We start from the raw sequence: 19496 nt of genomic DNA, 5'->3' as shown, positions 1-19496 counted from the left end.
TTTTATTGCGACGTCTAGCGTCAAAAGCACCCTCGACTTAACAAGACACCTCTACTTTAACATAAAGAAAAAGTAGTGAGTACTTTCTCCCGTCGGAGATTTCCTCACTACTAATCTTAGTATGTTTTTATTGATTTTTTCTTGAATTTCCTCCCATTCATCAGTACCTTTATAAGTTTCTTCTATCGATTTTAACTCTCTAGCAGTGGTATTGGTGCCACCCCACGTTTGTACATATAAAGGTGTGTCGTTATCATCTAGGAACAGTTCTTCAAGAAATTTAGCACCTTCCGTCACCTCGTCCATTTCGCCAACATTTGAGATGTTCCCTATTTTAGTAATACTCTTTAACTCATCTGCCGTTGGAAAACCTTCTGCATGTTTAGATAAATTAGGTTGAATTTCACCATAAGCATCAATCATCTCATAGATCCAATCTGTACCCGTCCAACGATAAGGTTCGATCCCTTTTTCTTTATCTCCTGCATAATGATAGGTCGAGCTGGTCAACACGATTCCTTCTAAATCCATTTCGTTGGCGTAATAGAAATAACGAATCAAGGAATTCATATCATCTACTTCACCGTCAGTTGTTATAACTGTACGGTATTTTTCATTTGTCACCGATTGTTCTGAAACACTAGCACTATTGTTCAATGAACACCCCGCTAAAACTGTAGTTGCAACACCAAGTGTTAAATATTTCTTCAAATTCATATTATCTCTCCAAATTGGTTAAATTACTATTCGTTGACTTTTAAACCATCCAATGGTTGACTGAACCAGCGACCATTCAACACATCATCAATTAATACTTGTTTTATATCTGCAGATACATTTTCATCCGCCCTTAAGCTAGACACAATATCCTCAGCAGATTGAGAATCTTCACCCATTTCAATTTCAGCTTTTTCTAAACTAGCATCAAATTTCATTACCTGACTGCCGTCAGCTGTCCACTCTTCCCATTGTGGTAATTTTTCTCCTTCAGGGTTACCACTTGTGATAAATCCTTTCAAATATGCTTTAAACTGTTGGCTTAGTTGTTTAGCACCTTCAGAATTGAAATCTTCACCGATGAAGGTAGCATAGTTTGATGGTTGTTGAAGTAAAGGTTCAAATACGCCATGAAACGCCCCCAACAACTGAGCTGTTTTTGGAGCAGTCTCTGTATTATCTCCATAAGAAATTTCTCCAATGTATATTGGTGATTTATATGTTCCTTGCAATTTTCTAGCACTATCTACAGTGTTAGACAGACGATACAGAGCACTACCATATGATTCAGTAAATATAAATTCTTTTAATTTGTCAGCATCTGAAAATAGACTGCCATCTGTCACAGAATTTGCAAAATAGGGATCGAAAGCTGTGAATAAAGAAAATTCACTAGTTCCTGTTATTAAAAGAAGAGGCACATCATTATAATTTGAAGTATCAAATCCTTCCTTCGGAATGACTACCCCATCTTTATACAGGTGCGGAAAGACAGACATACGAATACCAGCATTTCCCATCAACGAAGCCAAACGCTCCGCAGGAAGTCCATAAAGATAATCAGCTACTTGACGATCGTTAGATAACAACCATTCTTTTGCTTCAAGTTCTGTGGACTTGATTCCATCTTCAACAACTAATGGTGCTATCGCCGTTGCAAAAATATCTTGACTATCCGTTTCATCTGCTAGAGTCATTCCTCCACTAAATGATATTGCTTTATCATATTTATCCTTAAATAGTGGAGAAATTAATGTTGCCATTACATCACGACCACCAGCTGAAAAGCCTGCTAGGGTCACATTATCCTTATCACCACCAAAGACCTCGATGTTTTCTTCCACCCAATCCAATGCTGCCGCAATGTCTAAGAGAGTATAATTCCCAGATTTTTCTTCATCGGTTCCTGTCTTAAGTGCTTCCAACGGATTGAAACCAAGAGCGCCCAAGCGATAATTGATTGAAACATAAACGGCATTAATGTCATTTACAAAGCCATTTCCTTTGATTTCTTGTGCATGACCTGTTTGATTATTTCCTCCATGCAGAAAAACCATCACTGGTAGATTAGCCTCCGTATTATCAGGTCTAACAACATCAAGATTTAGCGCTCCTTCTGAACCGACTACTTCACCCTTAGAAATTTGGATATAGGGAGAACCTACTTCTGTAGCATCAAAACTACCTTCCCATTTTTCTACAGACTGTGGTGCTTTCCAACGCAACTCTCCTACTGGTTCCGCAGCATAAGGAATTCCTAACCATTCAATAGTTGATGAAGTATTATCTTTTTTGCCCGTGACCTCCCCACTAGCGATAACCTTAGTTACTTCATTATCAAAAATAGAAGTCTTTGCATTATTAGTCTGGCCACAAGCAGCTAATATGCTGAAGGATAGAACGGTAAGCATATAAAATAGTATTTTTTTCATATTAATCACCCATATTTTAATATGTTTTTGCCTCAAAAAAAATCTAAATAAATACTAATTTATTCGCAAAATCCGTGGAAAGTACGTTCTGATTAGCATCTATTTAGATTTATTACAATGATCTATACAAAATTATCTGTTTTTCTAGTCTTGTATAGAAATATAAATTTACCCTTTCTAAATTCAATGTAATTATTTCACAGTCGTCAACAGGTAATCACCACTGTTGATTTGGCTTTCTTGGGTTACCAAGATGTCCTCATAGTCAGCTGTGTTGGTCACGATAATTGGAGTGATGACTGGAAGATCAGCTGCTTTAATTTGGTTGAGGTCAAATTCGAGTAGTTTCTGACCTGCTTCTACCACATCTCCTACTTGTACAAAGGACTCAAAACCTTTGCCTGCGAGGGAAACAGTATCCATACCAATATGGATAAGAAGCTCTGCTCCATTTTCAGTACGAAGACCAATAGCATGTTTAGTTGGGAATACAAGAGTTACTTCAGCCTTGGCTGGAGAGACTAAGATGCCATCCAACGGATCAATTGCAATCCCTTTGCCCATAGCTCCTGAAGCAAATACAGCATCTGGAACATTTTCCAATTTCACAACCTTACCAATCAGGGGACTAGCAATAATTTCTTGCTTGATTTCTTTTAATTCTGGGACAGATTCCTTAGTCGGTTCAACTGTCTTTTTTTCAGTAGGCTCTCCGTACAAGTAAGGAACTGGAAGAGCCATTTGGATAGCAAATGAAGCGATTAGTGCGATAGCTGTACCAATAAGAGCCACAGTCAAGTCACCCATGCCACCATCAGAGCTAACGAACCCTGGGAAGAGGAACACACCCATTGCTCCAAAAGCATATGTAGTCATATTCATCGCTTGGACATAAGCACCAACTATCGCTGATACAACACAAGAGATATAGAATGGGGTTTTCATCGGAAGCGTAATACCATAGATTGCTGGCTCAGTGACACCAAAGATAGAAGAGATGAATGCTGGCATTGCAACAGATTTCACTTTTTCTTCTTTTGTTTTCAGAAGAATTGCACCAAGGACACCGGTCTGAGTGAAACATGGAAGAAGGGCTGCTGCAAGAATAACTGATGAACCGTTTTGTGAGAATTCCAAGATAGCCATTGGCACCAATGCCCAGTGAAGACCAAACATTACCATGACTTGCCACAAGAGACCAAGCAAAAGTCCATAAACAATCGGGCTAAAGCTCATGACTGCAGTGAAGCCGGCTGTCAACAAATCAGAGATATAGTTTGCGACAGGTCCCACAACTAAGAATGTCAGAGGAACAGTAATCAATAGTGTTACAAATGGAACGATGAAGACTTTTACCACATCTGGTGTGATTTTCTTCATGAATTTCTCAATATGAGATGCTACCCAAACTGCTAGAATGATTGGAATAACAGTTGATAGATAACTACCAGCTGTTGGTAAGACAAATGGAATACCAAAAACATTATTAAGACCAGCTTCTGTCAAAGTCGCCAATGTAGTTGGTAATGTTGGATAGACCAAAGCCATCGCAATCGCCATACCAGTAAATTGGTTCATATTAAATTTACGAGCAGCGTTAAAGCCAAGTACGATTGGCAAGAATTGGAAGAACCCATCACCTGCTGCTTCCAAAATTACATATAAAGCTGAATTAGTATTGTTCCATCCCAAAGTAGCAGCTAAGATTGCAACAACACCTTTGATAATACCAGCCGCTGCCAAAACACCTAGAGAAGGTTGGAACACACCTGCAACAAGGTCAACAAAACGATCAAATAGATTTCCTTTCGGTCCGTCGCCTTCGTCAATATCCAATGAGCCATCCCCTGCGATCCCTGCAACTTTTTGCACCGCTGCATAAACATCTGGTACATGGTTACCGATAACGACTTGGTATTGACCGCCTGCTTGTACAACTGTCACAACACCATCACGCGCTTTAAGGTAGTCTGTATCTGCCTTGCTCTCATCTTTGAGACCAAAACGAAGACGAGTCACACAGTGCTTGAGACTGCTGATGTTTTCTTTTCCTCCGACATGAGCTACTATATCTGTAGCTAAATCTGTATAATCCTTTGCCATTTTCCGGCTCCTTTCTTTTCTGGAAAAACAGAAAAACCTAAACATATACCAAACACTACCTCTCGACCCAAGCCAAAAAGAGTATCTTGTATATATTTAGGTTTTGCCTGCTTACCAGTAACAATCCTTTTGTTGAGATTATAATAACACATTGCAAAATTTTTTGCAAGCGTTTTCTGGAGTTTTTTTGACTTTTTTTCCAACTTGTTTTTAAGCGCTGGATATGAATAGTCAAATAGACTTGTTCATCTTTTGACATCTCAAATTGATAAACCTCCGCAATATGCTGACGAATCTTAGTCGTACAAGCAAACGATTCAGGATAGTTAGCCTTTACCTGTTCATACAGAAAGGCATCATTTTGCCCCTCTATAACACCATTGACAACACGTTGAGCAAAATACTGGATATGTGTTACAAATCGATGATAGCTTGTATCTTCTTCATAGCTGACAGAGCCAAAATGCAAGCGAACAATATCTAAAATTTGTGTGACAATCTTACTGATGATTTGAGTCTCTTTCCCAAACGCACCATTTTTCTGAGCATTTACCAGATGAAGAGCAATAGACGAGGCCTCTCCCTTTCCTAGTTCCAAGCCTAAACGTTCCTGCACCAACTGCAAGGCTTCTAAGCCAATTTGGTATTCCTTCGGATAAAACTTACGTACTTCCCAAGATAGCGGATTCTCAATAAAGATACCTTCACGGCATCGCTGAAATACAAAATGTAAATGGTCTGCTAATGCTAGATACAAAGACAAATCAAACTGAACTTCTAAAGTTTCCTCTGCCCTATTGATAATGGCATTGACTACTTCCACTTCACTGCTCTCCATTTGCAGGTACAGACTTGATAAATCTGATTGTTGATAGTCATTTTGTAGCACAAAGGTTTTCTCGATTTTACTGGTGTCTAATTCTTCCCCTGCTTTTTTCTGAAAACCTAATCCTTTCCCCATGACAATCAACTCACGGCCCTGCTGATCTATTGCTTGAATGACATTGTTGTTATAAACTTTTTCAATCTGCATCTACTTTACCGCCTCTTTATTCAACTGATAAAAAAGAACCTAAACACATAGCAAATAAGACTGTCGCCAGACTATTCACTATCTGCTTAGGTTTTGCCTGCTTATCAGTAACAATCCTACTCTTATCTTATCAGATTACAAATCGTTTTGCAAGCGGTTTAAAAATCTTATTTGTAACGTAGTTTATAGAACAGAATAATACCAGATAAAACAAAGGAAATACTATTCGCAACGATGAGCGCCGCATCTCCTATCAAAATGCCATGGATTAACCATAGACCGATACCTGTGACAGACATACTATACATTCCGAGTGAAATAGCCTGAGTTTCCTTCGTTTTTACTACCTGTATGACCTGTGGCAAAAATCCAAAAGTTGTCAAGCAAGCCGCTACAAATCCAATCATACTACCCCTCCTGTTTTTCTAACAATCCCAATTTTTCGAAAGCATTATAAAGACCATCATGTTCTACATCGTCTGTCACCATATCAGCCATAGCCAAGATTTCCGCTCCGCCATTTCCCATAGCAACCCCAACCGCACAATACTCTAGCATAGGGATGTCAATCTTAGCATCTCCAAATGCGATGGTGTCCTCTTTGTTTGCTCCAAGGTGTTCCAACAAAACATCAATCGCATGTGCCTTGTCAATGTCTTTCACGCCTAAATCACCAAATAGCGCCGTCTCTCCGCGACCACCCCAGGTATTAGCTACTAACTGTGGAAACGCCGCCTTGGAGTCCAAATGATCCTGATAGGAATCGAGTACAAAACTGACCTTGTTGAGATCGTCTCGGTAGAGCTGACCGTCAAAAATCATGCCGTACATGACATCTTCAACTTCTTGGTGAGCAACTTCTTCGGCGGTTTTCCCCTTATTCATAGCATAAATTTTCATGGTTTCGCGAGCTCGTTCGCGGAAGTTTTCACTTGCAAAGAGGCCATTGTTGCTTTCCAAGTAAAACTCTAGCCCTCGTTCATGGAGCCAGTCTACAACAGCTTTTGCATCTTCCTTAGAAATGAGTTGGTGCATAACAACCTTTCCCTGATACTCTACATAGGAGCCGTTGCCACCAATCATTCCGTCCAGGCCAATTTCCCACAATTCTGGCTGCATCTCTGCCCGACTGCGACCAGTACAGACACAGACCAAGTGCCCATTTTCACGAGCTTGTCGAATAGCCCGAACAGCTGATTCTGGAATACGATTATGATAGTCAACCAAGGTCCCATCCACATCTAAAAAAATAATCTTGCGCATCTTTATTCTCCTTGCCTTTTTTTCTACTACAAGTATAGTCTGTTTTTCTATCAAATAACAGTCCAAAACTGCGAAAGATTGATACTATCCTATGAACATGCAAAAAAAGAAAGCCGCGTGGACTTTCTTTTCATTTATCATATTATTTACGTTTTGGTGGGTTGTGGATCGCAACGCCAAGAACATCAAGGAAGGCTTCGTACATCACTTCTGAGAAAGTTGGGTGACCGTGGATAGATGCTGCCACGTCGTCAACTGTCAACTCAGATTCCATGATGGTTGCTGCTTCGTTGATCATTTCAGCTGCAACTGGACCGATGATGTGAACACCTAGGATTTCGTGGTATTTCTTCTCAGCGATAACTTTTACGAAACCGTGTGCTTCGTTAGAAGCGATGGCACGACCGTTACCAGTGAAGCTGTTGCGACCGATAAGGATGTTTTCTTTACCATATTTCTCGATAGCTTGGTCTTCTGTCAAACCAACCATAGCGATTTCTGGGTGTGTGTAAACCGCTGCTGGTGTGAAGTCCAATTTAGCTTTGTGGTGGTTACCGTGGATCGCATTTTCAGCTGCCACTTCACCCATACGGTAAGCAGCGTGTGCCAACATCTTAGTACCGTTGACATCACCTGGTGCGTAGATACCTGGGATAGATGTTTCTTGGTATTCGTTGACCTTGATACGACCGCGGTCCAATTCAAGATTAAGATTTTCAAGACCAGCCAATTGTGGTACACGACCGATTGAAAGAAGGGCTTTTTCAGAAACGATTTCTGAGCCGTCGTTCAACTTGATTGTCAATTGGTTGTTGGCTTCAACGATTTCAGATACACCAACGGAAGTCAAGAATTTCATACCTTTCTTAGAAAGGACTTTTTGCAATTCAACAGACACTTCGCGGTCCATACCTGGAATAATACGGTCAGCCATTTCAACAACTGTTACTTCTGTACCGTAGGATGCGTAAACCAAACCAAGTTCCACACCAACTACGCCACCACCCATAACAGTGAGTGACTTAGGAATTTCACGCAAATCAAGAATATCATCAGAAGTCAATACCAACTTAGAATCAATACCTGGGATGTTGATGCGTGATACTTTAGAACCTGTTGCAAGAATGATGCTACGACCTTTGATAACCTTGTCGCCAATAACAACAGTCTTATCAGGATTTACTTGACCAAGACCGTTGAAGATAGTCACTTTATTAGCTTTCAAGAGACCTTGAACGCCACCAGTCAATGTCTTGACAACCTTGTTCTTGAAGTCAACTGTCTTGTCCATATCAACGGTGTAGTTAGTTGAAGCAAGGTTGATACCGCGCTCAGCTGCGATCTTCAAGCCGTCAAGGATTTCAGCGTTTTTAAGGTAGGTCTTAGTTGGGATACAACCCTTGTTCAAGCAAGTACCACCAAATTCTGATTTCTCAACGATAGCGATTTTACCGCCCAATTGAGCACCACGAATAGCAGCGTAGTAACCAGCAGGACCACCACCGACAACAACCATGTCGTACTCGTCAGCTGCCAATTCAGCCTTAGGAGCTTGTGGAGCTGTTGCAGGAGCTGCAGGTACTTCCAAACCAGCTGCTTTCAAATCGGCAGTTGCTTGAGCAACTTCAGCTGGAGCAGGTGCAGCACCCACTTCAACAGTTTCACCTTCTGCACCAAGGTAAGCAATGACTTCTGTTACAGGAACAGTTGCACCGTTACCATGAACGATTTTCAAAAGAACACCTGATTCTTCCGCTTCCAATTCCATACTTGTCTTGTCTGACATCATCTCCAAGATAACATCACCTTCGTTGACAAAATCACCCTCTTGTTTTTTCCACTCGATGATTTCGCCTTCTTGCATATCTACACCAAGTTTCGGCATAATAATTTCAATTGCCATGTTTAAGATACCAAGAGCGAAGAGAAAGCGACTGAAAAATAGGAAATCGTAGAAAATCCTGATTTTCTAAACGATTTATCTTTTTTCCGAGCTTTCCGCTCGGGTTCAATTGCTAAAACTCTCTCGCTCTTATTCCCTTTCTTTATTTTTTCTCTTTACCAAATTGAGCACAGGCTAAAAACCTATTGAAAAAGATAAATCTCCTCGTGCCTCAAGGCACATCGTTGATTTCCTATTTTCATACGGTTTTCTTAACGCCTTTTGCATCTTATCTCAGATCAACAATTCCAATGGGTTTTCCAGCAAGTTCTTCAAGTCAACCATGAACTTAGCACCATTCATACCATCAATGATACGGTGGTCGATGGTCAAGCAGAGTGCCATGATTGGACGGATTTTGATTTCACCATCAATAACAACTGGTGTTTGAACAGTTGATGCTACACCAAGGATTGCTGAGTTTGGTTGGTTGATGATTGGGTTAAAGGTTTTAGTACCAAACATACCCAAGTTGGTGATAGAGAAGGTCGAACCTGACATTTCAGCCCCCTTCAACTTACCAGATTGAGCCTTCTTGATGACATCTTTTGAAGCCACTACAAAGTCAGACAAGCTCATCTTATCTGCACCGTGAACAACTGGCACCACCAAGCCATCATCTAGACCTACTGCGATACCAAGGTTGACGAACTTGTGTAATTCGATTTCTTGTGCATCGTTAATCAAAGATGCGTTCATGTAACGGTGTTCTTCTTTCATCAAAGTACGAACAACCGCAAGACCGATCAAGTCTGTAAAGGTTACTTTCAAACCAGTCTTGTTCATGATTGGCTCAAGGACTTGCTTACGAAGTGCCATGAGGTTGGTCATGTCAATATCGTAGTTAAGTGTAAATGTCGGAGCAGTCAAGTAAGAGTTGACCATACCTTTTGAAATCGCCTTACGCATTGGGCTCATCTTGATGATTTCAACGCCTTCTGGCAATTCTTTAGCTGGTTTTTCTTCTGCTTTTGGTGCTGGAGCAGCCGTTTCTACAGCTGCAGGAGCAAGTACTGCAAGAACGTCGTTCTTGACAATCTTACCGTTGACACCTGAACCTGTAAGGGTTGACAAGTCAACACCTTGGTCTGCTGCAATACGGGCTGCAAGCGGAGTTGCTTTGGGAGCTGCTCCCTTGAAGTCTTCGACGTCAACCTTGTGGACACGACCGTTAGCACCTGTTCCTGGAACAAGACCCAAATCGATTCCAAGCTCACGCGCCAATTTACGTGCTGCTGGAGTCGCACGAACCTTGCCACCACCTTGTGGTTTGGCAGCAGGTGCAGGAGCAACAATCACTGGTGTACGACCAGCAGGTACTTCTTCAATAGCCGCTGCTGGTTCAACAGCAGGTGCAGCTGAAGCACCGGCTTCAACCGTCTCACCTTCAGCACCGATGTAGGCAATAACTTCTGTTACAGGAACGGTAGCACCGTTTCCGTGAACAATTTTCAATAGGACGCCTGACTCTTCTGCTTCCAGCTCCATGCTGGTCTTGTCAGACATCATTTCCAAGATGACGTCGCCTTCGTTGACAAAATCGCCCTCTTGTTTTTTCCACTCGATGATTTCACCTTCTTGCATGTCCACACCGAGCTTAGGCATAATGATTTCAATAGCCATAATTATGATACAAAGAACGTCCAAATGCGACCGAATTTTAGGAGTCCAACGCAGGATGCTTCACATCCAAGGCGGACTATCTAAATTCCGAGCATTTAGTTCGTGTTCTAATCCTTTCTTTCAGTTTCTTACCTTGTCAAGAACCAAACCAGACTTCGATAATCGAAGTGACTTAATTCTTTTCCAAGCATTCTTAGTCATGCTAGAACATTTTATTTCTAGCATATTAGGGTTATCGTCTTTCCGATTGCTTTTCTGACAAGTCAATTTGGTGCAGGCATAACTGACCTTAGGTAAGCCAAATCAACACAGCCGGAAAAGATAAGCGGATGACGATAAGATTAACCCTTGTTTACTTGCTTGTAGATTGCCGCTTTGATTTTCTCTACGTTTGGCAATACTGCGTTTTCAAGAATGTTTGCGTAAGGAACTGGTACATCGTCTGAAGCGATACGGATGATTGGTGCATCCAAGTAGTCAAAGGCTTCGCTTTCTGTGATGATTGATGCGATTTCACCGATGAAACCACCTGTTTTGTAAGCATCGTTAACCAAGATAACCTTACCAGTTTTCTTCACAGATTCGATGATCAATTCTTTATCCAATGGGATAAGGGTACGTGGGTCAACCACTTCTACGCTGATGCCTTCTGCAGCTACTTCTTCAGCCGCTTTCAAGGCACGTTCCAACATACGACCGTATGAAATGATGGTTACATCTGTACCTTCACGTTTGATTTCACCTTTACCAAGTGGAATGTAGAAATCTGGGTCCAAGTTCACTTCTTCTTTTTTACCGTAAAGAGCTTTTGGCTCCAAGAAGATAACTGGGTTGTTGTCAAGGATAGATGATTTCAAGAGACCTTTTGCATCGTTAGCTGTACCAGGTGCAACAACTTTGATACCTGGGATGTGAGTCAACCAAGCTTCAAGAGATTGTGAGTGCTGTGCCGCTGAACCGATACCTGAACCAGATGCCACACGGAAGGTTACAGGTGTTTTCAAGCCACCACCAAACATATAGTTGGTTTTAGCCGCTTGGTTAACAATCGCATCAAGGGCAATTGTGATGAAGTCCATGAAGGTCAAGTCAACGATTGGACGAAGACCTGTTTGAGCCGCACCAACCGCAGAACCAGCGATTGCTGCCTCAGAAATAGGCGTGTCGCGAACGCGTTTTGGACCAAACTCGTCCAACATACCAACAGATGTACCGAAGTCACCGCCGTAGATACCGACGTCTTCACCCATCAAGAATACTTTTTCATCCTTACGCATTTCTTCGCTCTGAGCCAAGTTAATCGCTTCACGCAAGGCCATTACTTTTGTTTCAGCCATTTTTTACTCCTAATTTATATCAATTTATCTTTAACGTACTAAGGAAAACCAATCAATTACCACAATGTAATTGTCTATAGTCCCTGCTTAAGACACCTTAGTTTGACTTTCCTTTCAACTCTGATGTTACTTACGACACGGAGACTATTCAGCCGATATTGCTGAATAGGCGAAGTTAGTGAGGTAAGTAGGTAGTCCACCATAGTGGCTACCGTAGTTTGACTTGCTCTTTAGAGCTTAGTCAAACTTCTTACGTTAGTCTACGAAAACATCTTCGTAAGCTACTGAGATGTCTGGATCTGGGCTTTCTTGTGCGAATTTTACAGATGCTTCTACTTGTTCTGCAACTTGTGCTTCGATGGCATCCAATTCTTCGTCTGTCGCAATCTTGTTTTCTGTCAAGTATTTGCGGTATTTCTTAAGTGGGTCTTTTGCTTTCCACTCGTTAACTTCTTCTTTTGTACGGTACACACCTGCATCTGCAGTTGAGTGACCAAACCAGCGGTATGATTCAACCTCAACCATTGCTGGTCCGTTTCCTGCACGAACGTACTCGATGACTTCTTGCATTTTTTCATAAACGGCAATAACGTCGTTACCATCCTCAACATAGTGACCTGGAATACCGTATGCTGCTGCACGTTGGTAGAGATGAGGAATCTTAGTTGAGTAAGAAATATCTGTTGAGATACCATAACGGTTGTTTGTAATGAAGAAGATAACTGGCAAGTTCCAAACTGCCGCCAAGTTCATTGATTCATGGAAGGAACCTTCGTTAGTAGCTGAATCACCTGAGAAGGCAATAACAATGTTATCTGTACCAAGGTATTGTTGCGTAAGGGCTGCACCAACTGCAAGGGCATAACCACCACCTACGATACCGTTTGAACCAAAGTTTCCTTTTTCAACGTTTGCCAAGTGCATAGAACCACCACGACCTTTTGATGTACCAGTTGCCTTACCAGCAAGCTCAGCCATCATGCCATTGATGTCAATACCTTTTGCAATAACGTGACCGTGACCACGGTGATGTGAGAAGATGATGTCCTCATCTGTCAATCCAGCAATAGGTCCAACAGCTGCAGCTTCTTCACCGACTGAGAAGTGAGTCATACCTTGTACGAAACCGCGACGCACTAATTTATTTAATTTCATATCAACATCACGGATTTGTTGCATTTTCAAGAACATGTCCAAATGTTGTTCTTTTGTGATAGATACCATAATTTCCTCCAAAGGTTTTTCTCTTTCTGTACTATGATAGACCAATATTTCACAAATGGCAAGTAATTGAACCGTTTTCTTTTTACACAAATTTTCGTGAAAACCTTGATTTAGTGCGTTTTTTCACAAATTCCAAAAAGATTTATTTTCCTTGTTTGAAACTTTTTTCACAAACTTTAAAATGAGCTTGCACGCCGTCTTTCTTTCTGTTAATATAGGTACGGAGGTTCTTATGGAATTCGATTTATTTCTGATGATTTGTAACTACGTAGGCACTATCGCATTTGCTGTTTCGGGGGCCGTAAAAGGATTTAAGAAAAAGTTAGATATTTTTGGAATTAGCTTGCTCGGCATCATTACCGCCGTTGGTGGGGGAATTATTCGAGATACGATGGCCAATCGCATTCCTACTGCTCTGACCGATCCTACAGCCATCTATTTATCTCTCGGAGTAGCGATTAGCATGTACTTGATTGTTATCAATCTAAAGCAGGACAAACCACTTGATAAGAAGATGATTCATTTCCTTTCCCAGACAAACCTTATCTTTGATGCAATCGGTCTAGCCATCTTCGCCCTCATTGGAGCCAGTACTGGTATCTCTCTCCAGCTAAACGCTCTAACCAGTGGTATTCTGGCAGCTTTGACAGGTGTCGGAGGCGGAATCGCCCGTGATTTACTCGTCAATGAAACACCCATTGTTCTTAAAGAAGATGTCTATGCTGTCCTTGCATTTTTCTCAGGAGTCCTCTATCATCTTTGCGTTGTAAATTGGAAATTACCACAAATTCCAACTTTCATCACTATTTTTACCATTTCTTTAATCATTCGTTTATTGGTAATTAAATACAAAATCAATCTTCCCAATATGGAAAGCAAACGAAAGGTCTGAGTTCGTCAACTCAGACCTTTTTGTATTATTATTGATTACCAGCCACCATGACCACCTGCACCTGGTCCTGTTGCTGTGATTTGAGTAATTTGTTCACCGTTAACTGTCACAGTACCACCTGTCAATTCAGCAGTTCCATCAAAGTCAAAAGCAGATTGAGCTGTTACATCAATTGTACCACCGGAGATGTAAATGTCTCCATTAGCATCAAAGGCATCCGTATCTCCACTACCTACAGCTACTTTCAAGTCACCACCAGTTACCTTGATAAAGATATCTGATGACGTTGTACTTGCCGCATTAATAGCATCATCTGAACCGTAAACATCTAATGTACCACCATTAATCGTGATGTTAGTACCGTCAAGTGCCTCAGCAGATTCTGATACTGTAATGGTACCTCCGTCAATTGTCAAAGCCGTCTCCGCTTTAATACCATCATCACCTGCTTTTACAGTAATTTCACCACCTGTGATAGTTGTATAACCTTTGGTAGTATCTGTATCATTTGTAGACTTGATACCATCACCACCTGCTGTTACATTGATTGTACCACCATTGATTGTCAATGAATCCTTACCACGGATACCATCATCCACTGCAGTAACGGTAATGTTTCCTGAATTCACGACAAGGTCGTCCGTCGATACAATACCATCTTGGAAGTTCCCCTCAACTGTCAGGCTACCATTACCAGTGATGGTCAAATCTGCTTCAACATGGATAGCCCCCTCAATATTGGTGTCTGTATGATTGCTGGTATCTTTCACTGTATTGGTCGTACCATCTTTGATTTCCAATTCAACATTGTCAGCATTAATAACATTGATTGCTGCAGTATCTGAACTTGAAATCTCAGCACCTGCTAGAATGATGCGAACATTGGCATCTGTTTCAACCGTTACACCAGCTGTTGTTGAACCAGTCAAAATATAGGTTCCACCCTCAGTAATTTTCAAGCCATCGTTTGAAAGCGTCACTTCTGTCGTTGGAAGGGCTGACCAGTCAATAGATGACGAGCTCGAATCTGATGAAGTGCTATTATTTGAAGTTGTCGCTACACTTGTCTGACTAGTTGCTGCTGAGCTTGAAGTAGTCGTTGAACTTGAAGTAGATGAACATGCTGCTAAGACACCAAGACTCATAAGAGTAACACCAGAGTAAAGTAATTTTTTAAGATTTGTTTTCATAATAAAGATTCCTTTTCTTTAGGAAGTCGTATCCCTTCCTGATATGCTCCTAGTTTACCTTTCCTTCCTAAAAGAAAGATTAACGATTGCCAAAAGAAAACTTAAAGTTCTTAGGAACTACAAAAGGCCGGGAAACCCAGCCTAGGAATAATCATTGATAAAATCTATAGCTTAACCCAATGCAAGCTTTTCAACTCAAGCAAGGGAGAAGTTTCAGGGTTTGTATCTGATTCAGAAATGCGTTTTAAACCTGGAATCATCGCATTGTATTGATAAATGCGAAAAATACCATCTCCTTCAAATAAGTATGTTCCATCCTGTAAAGGACGAAGTAGGGCGTCCGGTCCAATTTCAAATCCAAGATTGCGGAAATTATCCACCAAACGTAGACTCTCATCGGCAAGCTGAGTATAGAGGTCAATTAAGACATATTCTCCCGACTTGTCCAAAGCTAGAAGCAGCTCCTCTGTACCATCATGATTGACATCATACAAACTATAAAATATTCCACTATATTCTTGCTCCTGACTAGTTAATAAGCTCAGATAGCTACTGACCTCATCCTGATTGATTGCCTCAGCAGGCTGCCCCATATTCGCTTGATAACGATCAATAACTGATTGGTATACCTCACTTAGCTCAGGAGTGGTCACTGAGGATGCTTGCGTCTCGGAGCTAGATGCTATTGTTGACGCTTGCTGCAAACTAGAACTATCTGAAACTTGGCTTGAAGCACTAGAGCTAGAACTCTCACCACCTTTTACCTGATTAGACTGACAAGCAGCTAATAGTACAACCGTGGACACTAACATCAGTTTACCAATAAATGTTTTCATAACTTCCTCCTGTGCTCTATCTTTGGTCTTATACTCTTCGAAAATCAACATTATCCGTTATCAAGAGCCTTGATGAGTGAAAAGCTCCAGTGGAGGTTTTCAGCCTGTTACCTTGAAATAAGATAGTAACAGAGTTCTATCTTCGGCTTCGTTTCCTAGGCTACTTTTGATTCTCATTGAGTATTAGTATAACATCTTTCCGAAGGCTTGTAAACGCCACCATATATGGACAAAGCATCCGAGCCAGAAAAAGCCGAATGTTTCCATCCGACTTTTGTTGTTAATCTTTCTGATCAAGAGCACGCAACATTTGGTCAATTTTATTGCCGTACTCAATTGATTGGTCTTTTTCAAAGACCAAATCCGGAATTTTATAAAGAGTTAACTTACGACCAAGTTCTCTCTTAATGGTTCCCGTCGCTTTTTCAAGACCCGTTTGTGCTTTTTGATTATCGGATGCCAAATTACTCATGATTGTGTAGTAAACCTTGGCCATTGACAAATCGCCGACCATCTGAACATCTGTAATGGTCACTCCCTGCACACGTGGATCACGAACTTTCTTTTGCAAAATCTCATTGACTTCGCGCTTGATTTCCATCCCGACACGGTCTGTACGAAAATGATTCGCCATATTCTTTCCTTTCTTAGATGATAGAAAAGCTGAGTTTCCCCAGCTTGAATAATCCAAGTAGATTAAAAACTATTGCTTTAAAACCTACTAAATCTATTAAATTATCACTTCCTCGACAAAATCACTTGTCTATGATTTTGACAATGAGAAAATATTATTTTTTGATTTCTTCCATGATGTAAGCTTCAATGGTATCATCAACTTTCAAGTCGTTGTAGTTCTCAATCATCAAACCACCCTCTTGAGCATTACCAACTTCTTTCACGTCATCTTTATAGCGTTTCAAACTAGCTAGTTTACCATCAAATACTACAACACCATCACGGATAACTCGAACACTTGAATCACGGGTAACTTTACCACGAACAACCATGAAACCACCGATCGTTCCAACTTTGGATACCTTGAAGGTTTCACGAATGATTGCCTCACCAATGATTTTTTCTTCATATTCTGGGTCAAGCATACCTTTCATGGCATCTTCCATCTCTTCGATAACCTTGTAAATGATGCTGTGAAGACGTACTTCAACATCATCTGCTTCAGCTTGGCTACGTGCTTCAGCTGTTGGACGAACGTTGAAACCAATCACAAGAGCATTTGAAGCTTCCGCAAGAGTAATATCTGATTCGTTGATAGCTCCGACTGCAGAGTGGACGATATTGACACGTACTCCCTCTACTTCAATCTTTTGAAGCGATGATGCAAGTGCTTCAACTGAACCTTGTACGTCAGCCTTGATAATCACATTAACTGACTTAACCTCACCCGCTTTAAGGGTATCAAAGAGGTTTTCAAGACTAACTCGTTGCGTTGCTTGACGCTGTTTAAGAAGAGCGCGTTTAGCACGTTCTTCACCTGCTGCACGAGCTGATTTCTCATCCTCGTAAACTGCAAAGTGATCGCCTGCCATAGGTGCTTCGTTCAAACCAGTAATAGATACCGGTGTAGATGGACCAGCAGTTTTAACACGACGACCAAGGTCGTTTGTCATGGCACGAACACGTCCGAAGGTATTTCCGACAACGATTGGGTCTTGAACATTAAGTGTCCCTTGTTGAACGAGGAGGGTTGCAACCGCACCTTTCCCTTTATCCAAATGCGCTTCGATAACTGTACCAATCGCACGAACAGTTGGGTCTGCCTTCAGTTCTTGAATTTCAGCAACCAAAAGAACAGTTTCCAACAATTCATCAATGTTTTGGTTAAACTTAGCTGAGATTTCTACAAATTCAGATTCTCCACCCCAAGCAGTTGAGATAACACCGTGCTCAGCCAATTCACCGATGACACGCTCTGGGTTTGCACCTGGCTTGTCAATCTTGTTGATAGCTACAATGATTGGTACATTAGCTGCTTTTGAGTGGTTGATAGCCTCAATTGTTTGTGGCATGACACCATCATCTGCTGCAACGACTAGGATGGTCAAGTCGGTAACAGATGCTCCACGTGCACGCATAGAAGTAAAGGCCGCGTGTCCTGGAGTATCCAAGAAGGTAATTTTCTTACCAGCTTCCTCAATTTGGTAGGCACCGATATGCTGTGTGATACCACCAGCTTCTCCAGTAGCAACACGAGAATTACGTAGGGTATCCAACAAGGTTGTTTTACCATGGTCAACGTGGCCCATGATAGTCACAACAGGTGGGCGTTCTGTCATCTCTTCTTCATTGAGGTAGCCCTCTTCTACGAAGAAACGCTCAATATCTGCGTTATCGACCTCTACCTTTTCTTTCGCTTCAATACCATAATCAACCATGAGGAGTTCGATAGTATCTCCATCCAAAGATTGGTTTTGAGTCGCCATAACTCCCATAAGGAAGAGTTTTTTCACAATTTCAGCAGGTTCGCGTTTGATCCGTTTTGCAATTTCTGCGACGGTCATGCCAGCAGTATATTCAAATTCAGTTGGCAATTCGTGGAACTTGCGTTCTGTGACAGGTTTGGCAGGTTGGTTAGCCTTGCCTTTTTTATTTTTCTTGTTGTTATTCCAGTTACTTGTTCTTTGATTTCTCACTTGATTTTGACTATTTCGATTTCTTTGTTGTTTCCGTGGACCATCTTCTTCGTCACTATTAAAGTCACGTTTTTTATCTGGTCGAGCTTGTTTCTTACGACGGGTATCTACAGTAGTTTCTGCAACTTGCTCTGGTACCGATGCAACAGGTGCAGGCTTCACAAATGGTTTGCTTTCCACAACCGGTTCTTCAAACTTAATTTCTTTTGGCTTCTTAGGTTGCTTCTTAGCTTCCTGAGCCTGACGAAAACGTTCTTCACTAGTACGAGCATACTCCGCATTTTGTTCTGCTTTCAAAGCAGCAGCACGCGCTTTGAAGTCAATTTTAGGTCCTGCTGGTTTTGCAGCCTCTCTTTGTTCAAAGCGAGCTGACTGACCCGAACGGTTGTCCTGACGACGGTTGTCACGATTATCGCGACGATCACCAAATCGGTTGTCTTTCCGCTCTTCTGAACGCTGGTCACGACGATTGTCGCGTCGATCATTTCGCTCATTGTTTGAACGTCCCTGACCTTGTTGACGGTTGTCACGACGGTCCTGACCAGATTTAGCTTGACCACCTTTTCCTTGCCCCTGAGCTCGCTTAGCAGCCTGCTCTTTGGCACGTGCTTCACGCTCTGCCTTAAAGTTTCGACTCTGTGGACGATGTGGAGCTGATTGTACTGCACTTGTCGCAACTTCTTCTTTTACTACTGGCTGTGTTTCCTTAGCTTTTTCTACCTTAGCTGTTTCCACTTTTGGAGTTTCATCAACCTTCTCAGGCTTGCTAACTTTTGCCGCAACTTTAGTTGCCTCTGATTTTTGTCCACCAAAGCTTTCTGCAAGGCGTTTAGCACTTGCTTCATCTACGCTTGAAGCATGGCTTTTGACTTCAAAGCCCAATTCTTGAGCCTTAGCAACAACTTCCTTACTGCTTACGCCTAATTCACGGGCTATTTCATTCAATCTCTTCTTAGACAATGCCTTGTCCTCC

The 19496-nt window shown here is 41.5% G+C and carries 14 protein-coding genes and 1 pseudogene; 1 reads left to right on the top strand and 14 read right to left on the bottom strand.

Going from position 1 to position 19496, the window contains the following annotated elements; all coding sequences use genetic code 11:
• Nucleotides 1–51: 51 nt before the first annotated feature.
• The 10 genes and pseudogenes from K5Q29_RS05815 to K5Q29_RS05770 form a co-directional block, all read right to left on the bottom strand.
• Entirely contained in the window at nucleotides 52–717 is a 666-nt protein-coding gene (locus tag K5Q29_RS05815; protein WP_105139088.1) for a DUF1593 domain-containing protein, read from the bottom strand.
• A gap of 26 nt (nucleotides 718–743) precedes the next feature.
• Entirely contained in the window at nucleotides 744–2429 is a 1686-nt protein-coding gene (locus tag K5Q29_RS05810) for a carboxylesterase family protein (RefSeq protein WP_105139089.1), read from the bottom strand.
• 192 nt (nucleotides 2430–2621) lie between these two features.
• A complete protein-coding gene (locus tag K5Q29_RS05805) occupies nucleotides 2622–4532 on the bottom strand; it encodes a beta-glucoside-specific PTS transporter subunit IIABC (RefSeq protein ID WP_105139090.1) in 1911 nt (636 codons plus the stop codon).
• A gap of 202 nt (nucleotides 4533–4734) precedes the next feature.
• A pseudogene (gene licT / locus K5Q29_RS05800) lies at nucleotides 4735–5565 on the bottom strand (BglG family transcription antiterminator LicT); the annotation flags it as partial.
• Nucleotides 5566–5732: 167 nt separating this feature from the next.
• On the bottom strand, nucleotides 5733–5972 hold the full coding sequence (locus tag K5Q29_RS05795) for a SemiSWEET transporter (RefSeq protein WP_029171014.1): 240 nt from the start codon (nucleotides 5970–5972) through the stop codon (nucleotides 5733–5735).
• A 1-nt stretch (nucleotide 5973) separates the two neighbouring features.
• Nucleotides 5974–6828: an HAD family hydrolase gene (locus K5Q29_RS05790; protein ID WP_205032646.1), complete on the bottom strand. Its 855-nt coding sequence runs from the start codon at nucleotides 6826–6828 to the stop codon at nucleotides 5974–5976.
• A 142-nt stretch (nucleotides 6829–6970) separates the two neighbouring features.
• Complete coding sequence (gene lpdA / locus K5Q29_RS05785; protein WP_044677893.1) at nucleotides 6971–8731, bottom strand: dihydrolipoyl dehydrogenase; 1761 nt, start codon at nucleotides 8729–8731, stop codon at nucleotides 6971–6973.
• Between the two features lie 273 nt (nucleotides 8732–9004).
• Nucleotides 9005–10393, bottom strand: coding sequence for a dihydrolipoamide acetyltransferase (locus K5Q29_RS05780; RefSeq protein ID WP_024385178.1), 1389 nt, complete (start codon nucleotides 10391–10393; stop codon nucleotides 9005–9007).
• Nucleotides 10394–10734: 341 nt separating this feature from the next.
• Nucleotides 10735–11730 carry an alpha-ketoacid dehydrogenase subunit beta gene (locus K5Q29_RS05775; RefSeq protein ID WP_002942393.1) on the bottom strand — a complete coding sequence of 332 codons (996 nt, stop codon included), beginning with the start codon at nucleotides 11728–11730 and terminating at the stop codon, nucleotides 10735–10737.
• Nucleotides 11731–11985: 255 nt separating this feature from the next.
• Nucleotides 11986–12954, bottom strand: a complete 969-nt coding sequence (locus K5Q29_RS05770) for a thiamine pyrophosphate-dependent dehydrogenase E1 component subunit alpha (RefSeq protein WP_013730549.1) — start codon at nucleotides 12952–12954, stop codon at nucleotides 11986–11988.
• Between the two features lie 232 nt (nucleotides 12955–13186).
• On the opposite strand from K5Q29_RS05770, the gene K5Q29_RS05765 reads away from it, so the two are divergent.
• Nucleotides 13187–13846 (top strand): trimeric intracellular cation channel family protein, encoded by a 660-nt coding sequence (locus K5Q29_RS05765; RefSeq protein WP_024385176.1) that lies wholly within the window; start codon nucleotides 13187–13189, stop codon nucleotides 13844–13846.
• A gap of 35 nt (nucleotides 13847–13881) precedes the next feature.
• Here the strand turns inward: K5Q29_RS05765 and K5Q29_RS05760 are convergent, their stop codons facing one another.
• From K5Q29_RS05760 to infB, 4 genes are all read right to left on the bottom strand, one after another.
• Entirely contained in the window at nucleotides 13882–15036 is a 1155-nt protein-coding gene (locus K5Q29_RS05760; protein WP_105139091.1) for a carbohydrate-binding domain-containing protein, read from the bottom strand.
• Between the two features lie 164 nt (nucleotides 15037–15200).
• The gene (locus tag K5Q29_RS05755; protein ID WP_105139092.1) at nucleotides 15201–15872 is read right to left on the bottom strand and encodes a colicin lysis protein; all 672 of its coding nucleotides are present in this window, start codon (nucleotides 15870–15872) and stop codon (nucleotides 15201–15203) included.
• A 280-nt stretch (nucleotides 15873–16152) separates the two neighbouring features.
• Nucleotides 16153–16506, bottom strand: coding sequence for a 30S ribosome-binding factor RbfA (rbfA, locus tag K5Q29_RS05750; RefSeq protein ID WP_002942382.1), 354 nt, complete (start codon nucleotides 16504–16506; stop codon nucleotides 16153–16155).
• A 154-nt stretch (nucleotides 16507–16660) separates the two neighbouring features.
• Nucleotides 16661–19483: a translation initiation factor IF-2 gene (gene infB, locus K5Q29_RS05745; protein ID WP_105139093.1), complete on the bottom strand. Its 2823-nt coding sequence runs from the start codon at nucleotides 19481–19483 to the stop codon at nucleotides 16661–16663.
• Nucleotides 19484–19496 lie beyond the last annotated feature (13 nt).

The sequence above is a fragment of the Streptococcus sp. 2018037 genome (assembly GCF_019754195.1).
In the GTDB taxonomy this organism is placed as follows: domain Bacteria; phylum Bacillota; class Bacilli; order Lactobacillales; family Streptococcaceae; genus Streptococcus; species Streptococcus hashimotonensis.
The sequence above is the reverse complement of the archived record's forward strand: the minus strand, read 5'-3'. Positions and strand labels throughout refer to the sequence as shown.

Bases quoted from the DNA above. Each gene is read 5' to 3' on its own strand.
- K5Q29_RS05775 (WP_002942393.1), bottom strand. From the start codon at position 11,730: ATGGCTGAAACAAAAGTAATGGCCTTGCGTGAAGCGATTAACTTGGCT.
- K5Q29_RS05765 (WP_024385176.1), top strand. From the start codon at position 13,187: ATGGAATTCGATTTATTTCTGATGATTTGTAACTACGTAGGCACTATC.
- K5Q29_RS05815 (WP_105139088.1), bottom strand. From the start codon at position 717: ATGAATTTGAAGAAATATTTAACACTTGGTGTTGCAACTACAGTTTTA.
- K5Q29_RS05780 (WP_024385178.1), bottom strand. From the start codon at position 10,393: ATGGCTATTGAAATCATTATGCCTAAGCTCGGTGTGGACATGCAAGAA.
- rbfA (WP_002942382.1), bottom strand. From the start codon at position 16,506: ATGGCGAATCATTTTCGTACAGACCGTGTCGGGATGGAAATCAAGCGC.
- K5Q29_RS05810 (WP_105139089.1), bottom strand. From the start codon at position 2,429: ATGAAAAAAATACTATTTTATATGCTTACCGTTCTATCCTTCAGCATA.
- K5Q29_RS05770 (WP_013730549.1), bottom strand. From the start codon at position 12,954: ATGGTATCTATCACAAAAGAACAACATTTGGACATGTTCTTGAAAATG.
- lpdA (WP_044677893.1), bottom strand. From the start codon at position 8,731: ATGGCAATTGAAATTATTATGCCGAAACTTGGTGTAGATATGCAAGAA.
- K5Q29_RS05760 (WP_105139091.1), bottom strand. From the start codon at position 15,036: ATGAAAACAAATCTTAAAAAATTACTTTACTCTGGTGTTACTCTTATG.
- K5Q29_RS05795 (WP_029171014.1), bottom strand. From the start codon at position 5,972: ATGATTGGATTTGTAGCGGCTTGCTTGACAACTTTTGGATTTTTGCCA.
- K5Q29_RS05790 (WP_205032646.1), bottom strand. From the start codon at position 6,828: ATGCGCAAGATTATTTTTTTAGATGTGGATGGGACCTTGGTTGACTAT.
- K5Q29_RS05805 (WP_105139090.1), bottom strand. From the start codon at position 4,532: ATGGCAAAGGATTATACAGATTTAGCTACAGATATAGTAGCTCATGTC.
- K5Q29_RS05755 (WP_105139092.1), bottom strand. From the start codon at position 15,872: ATGAAAACATTTATTGGTAAACTGATGTTAGTGTCCACGGTTGTACTA.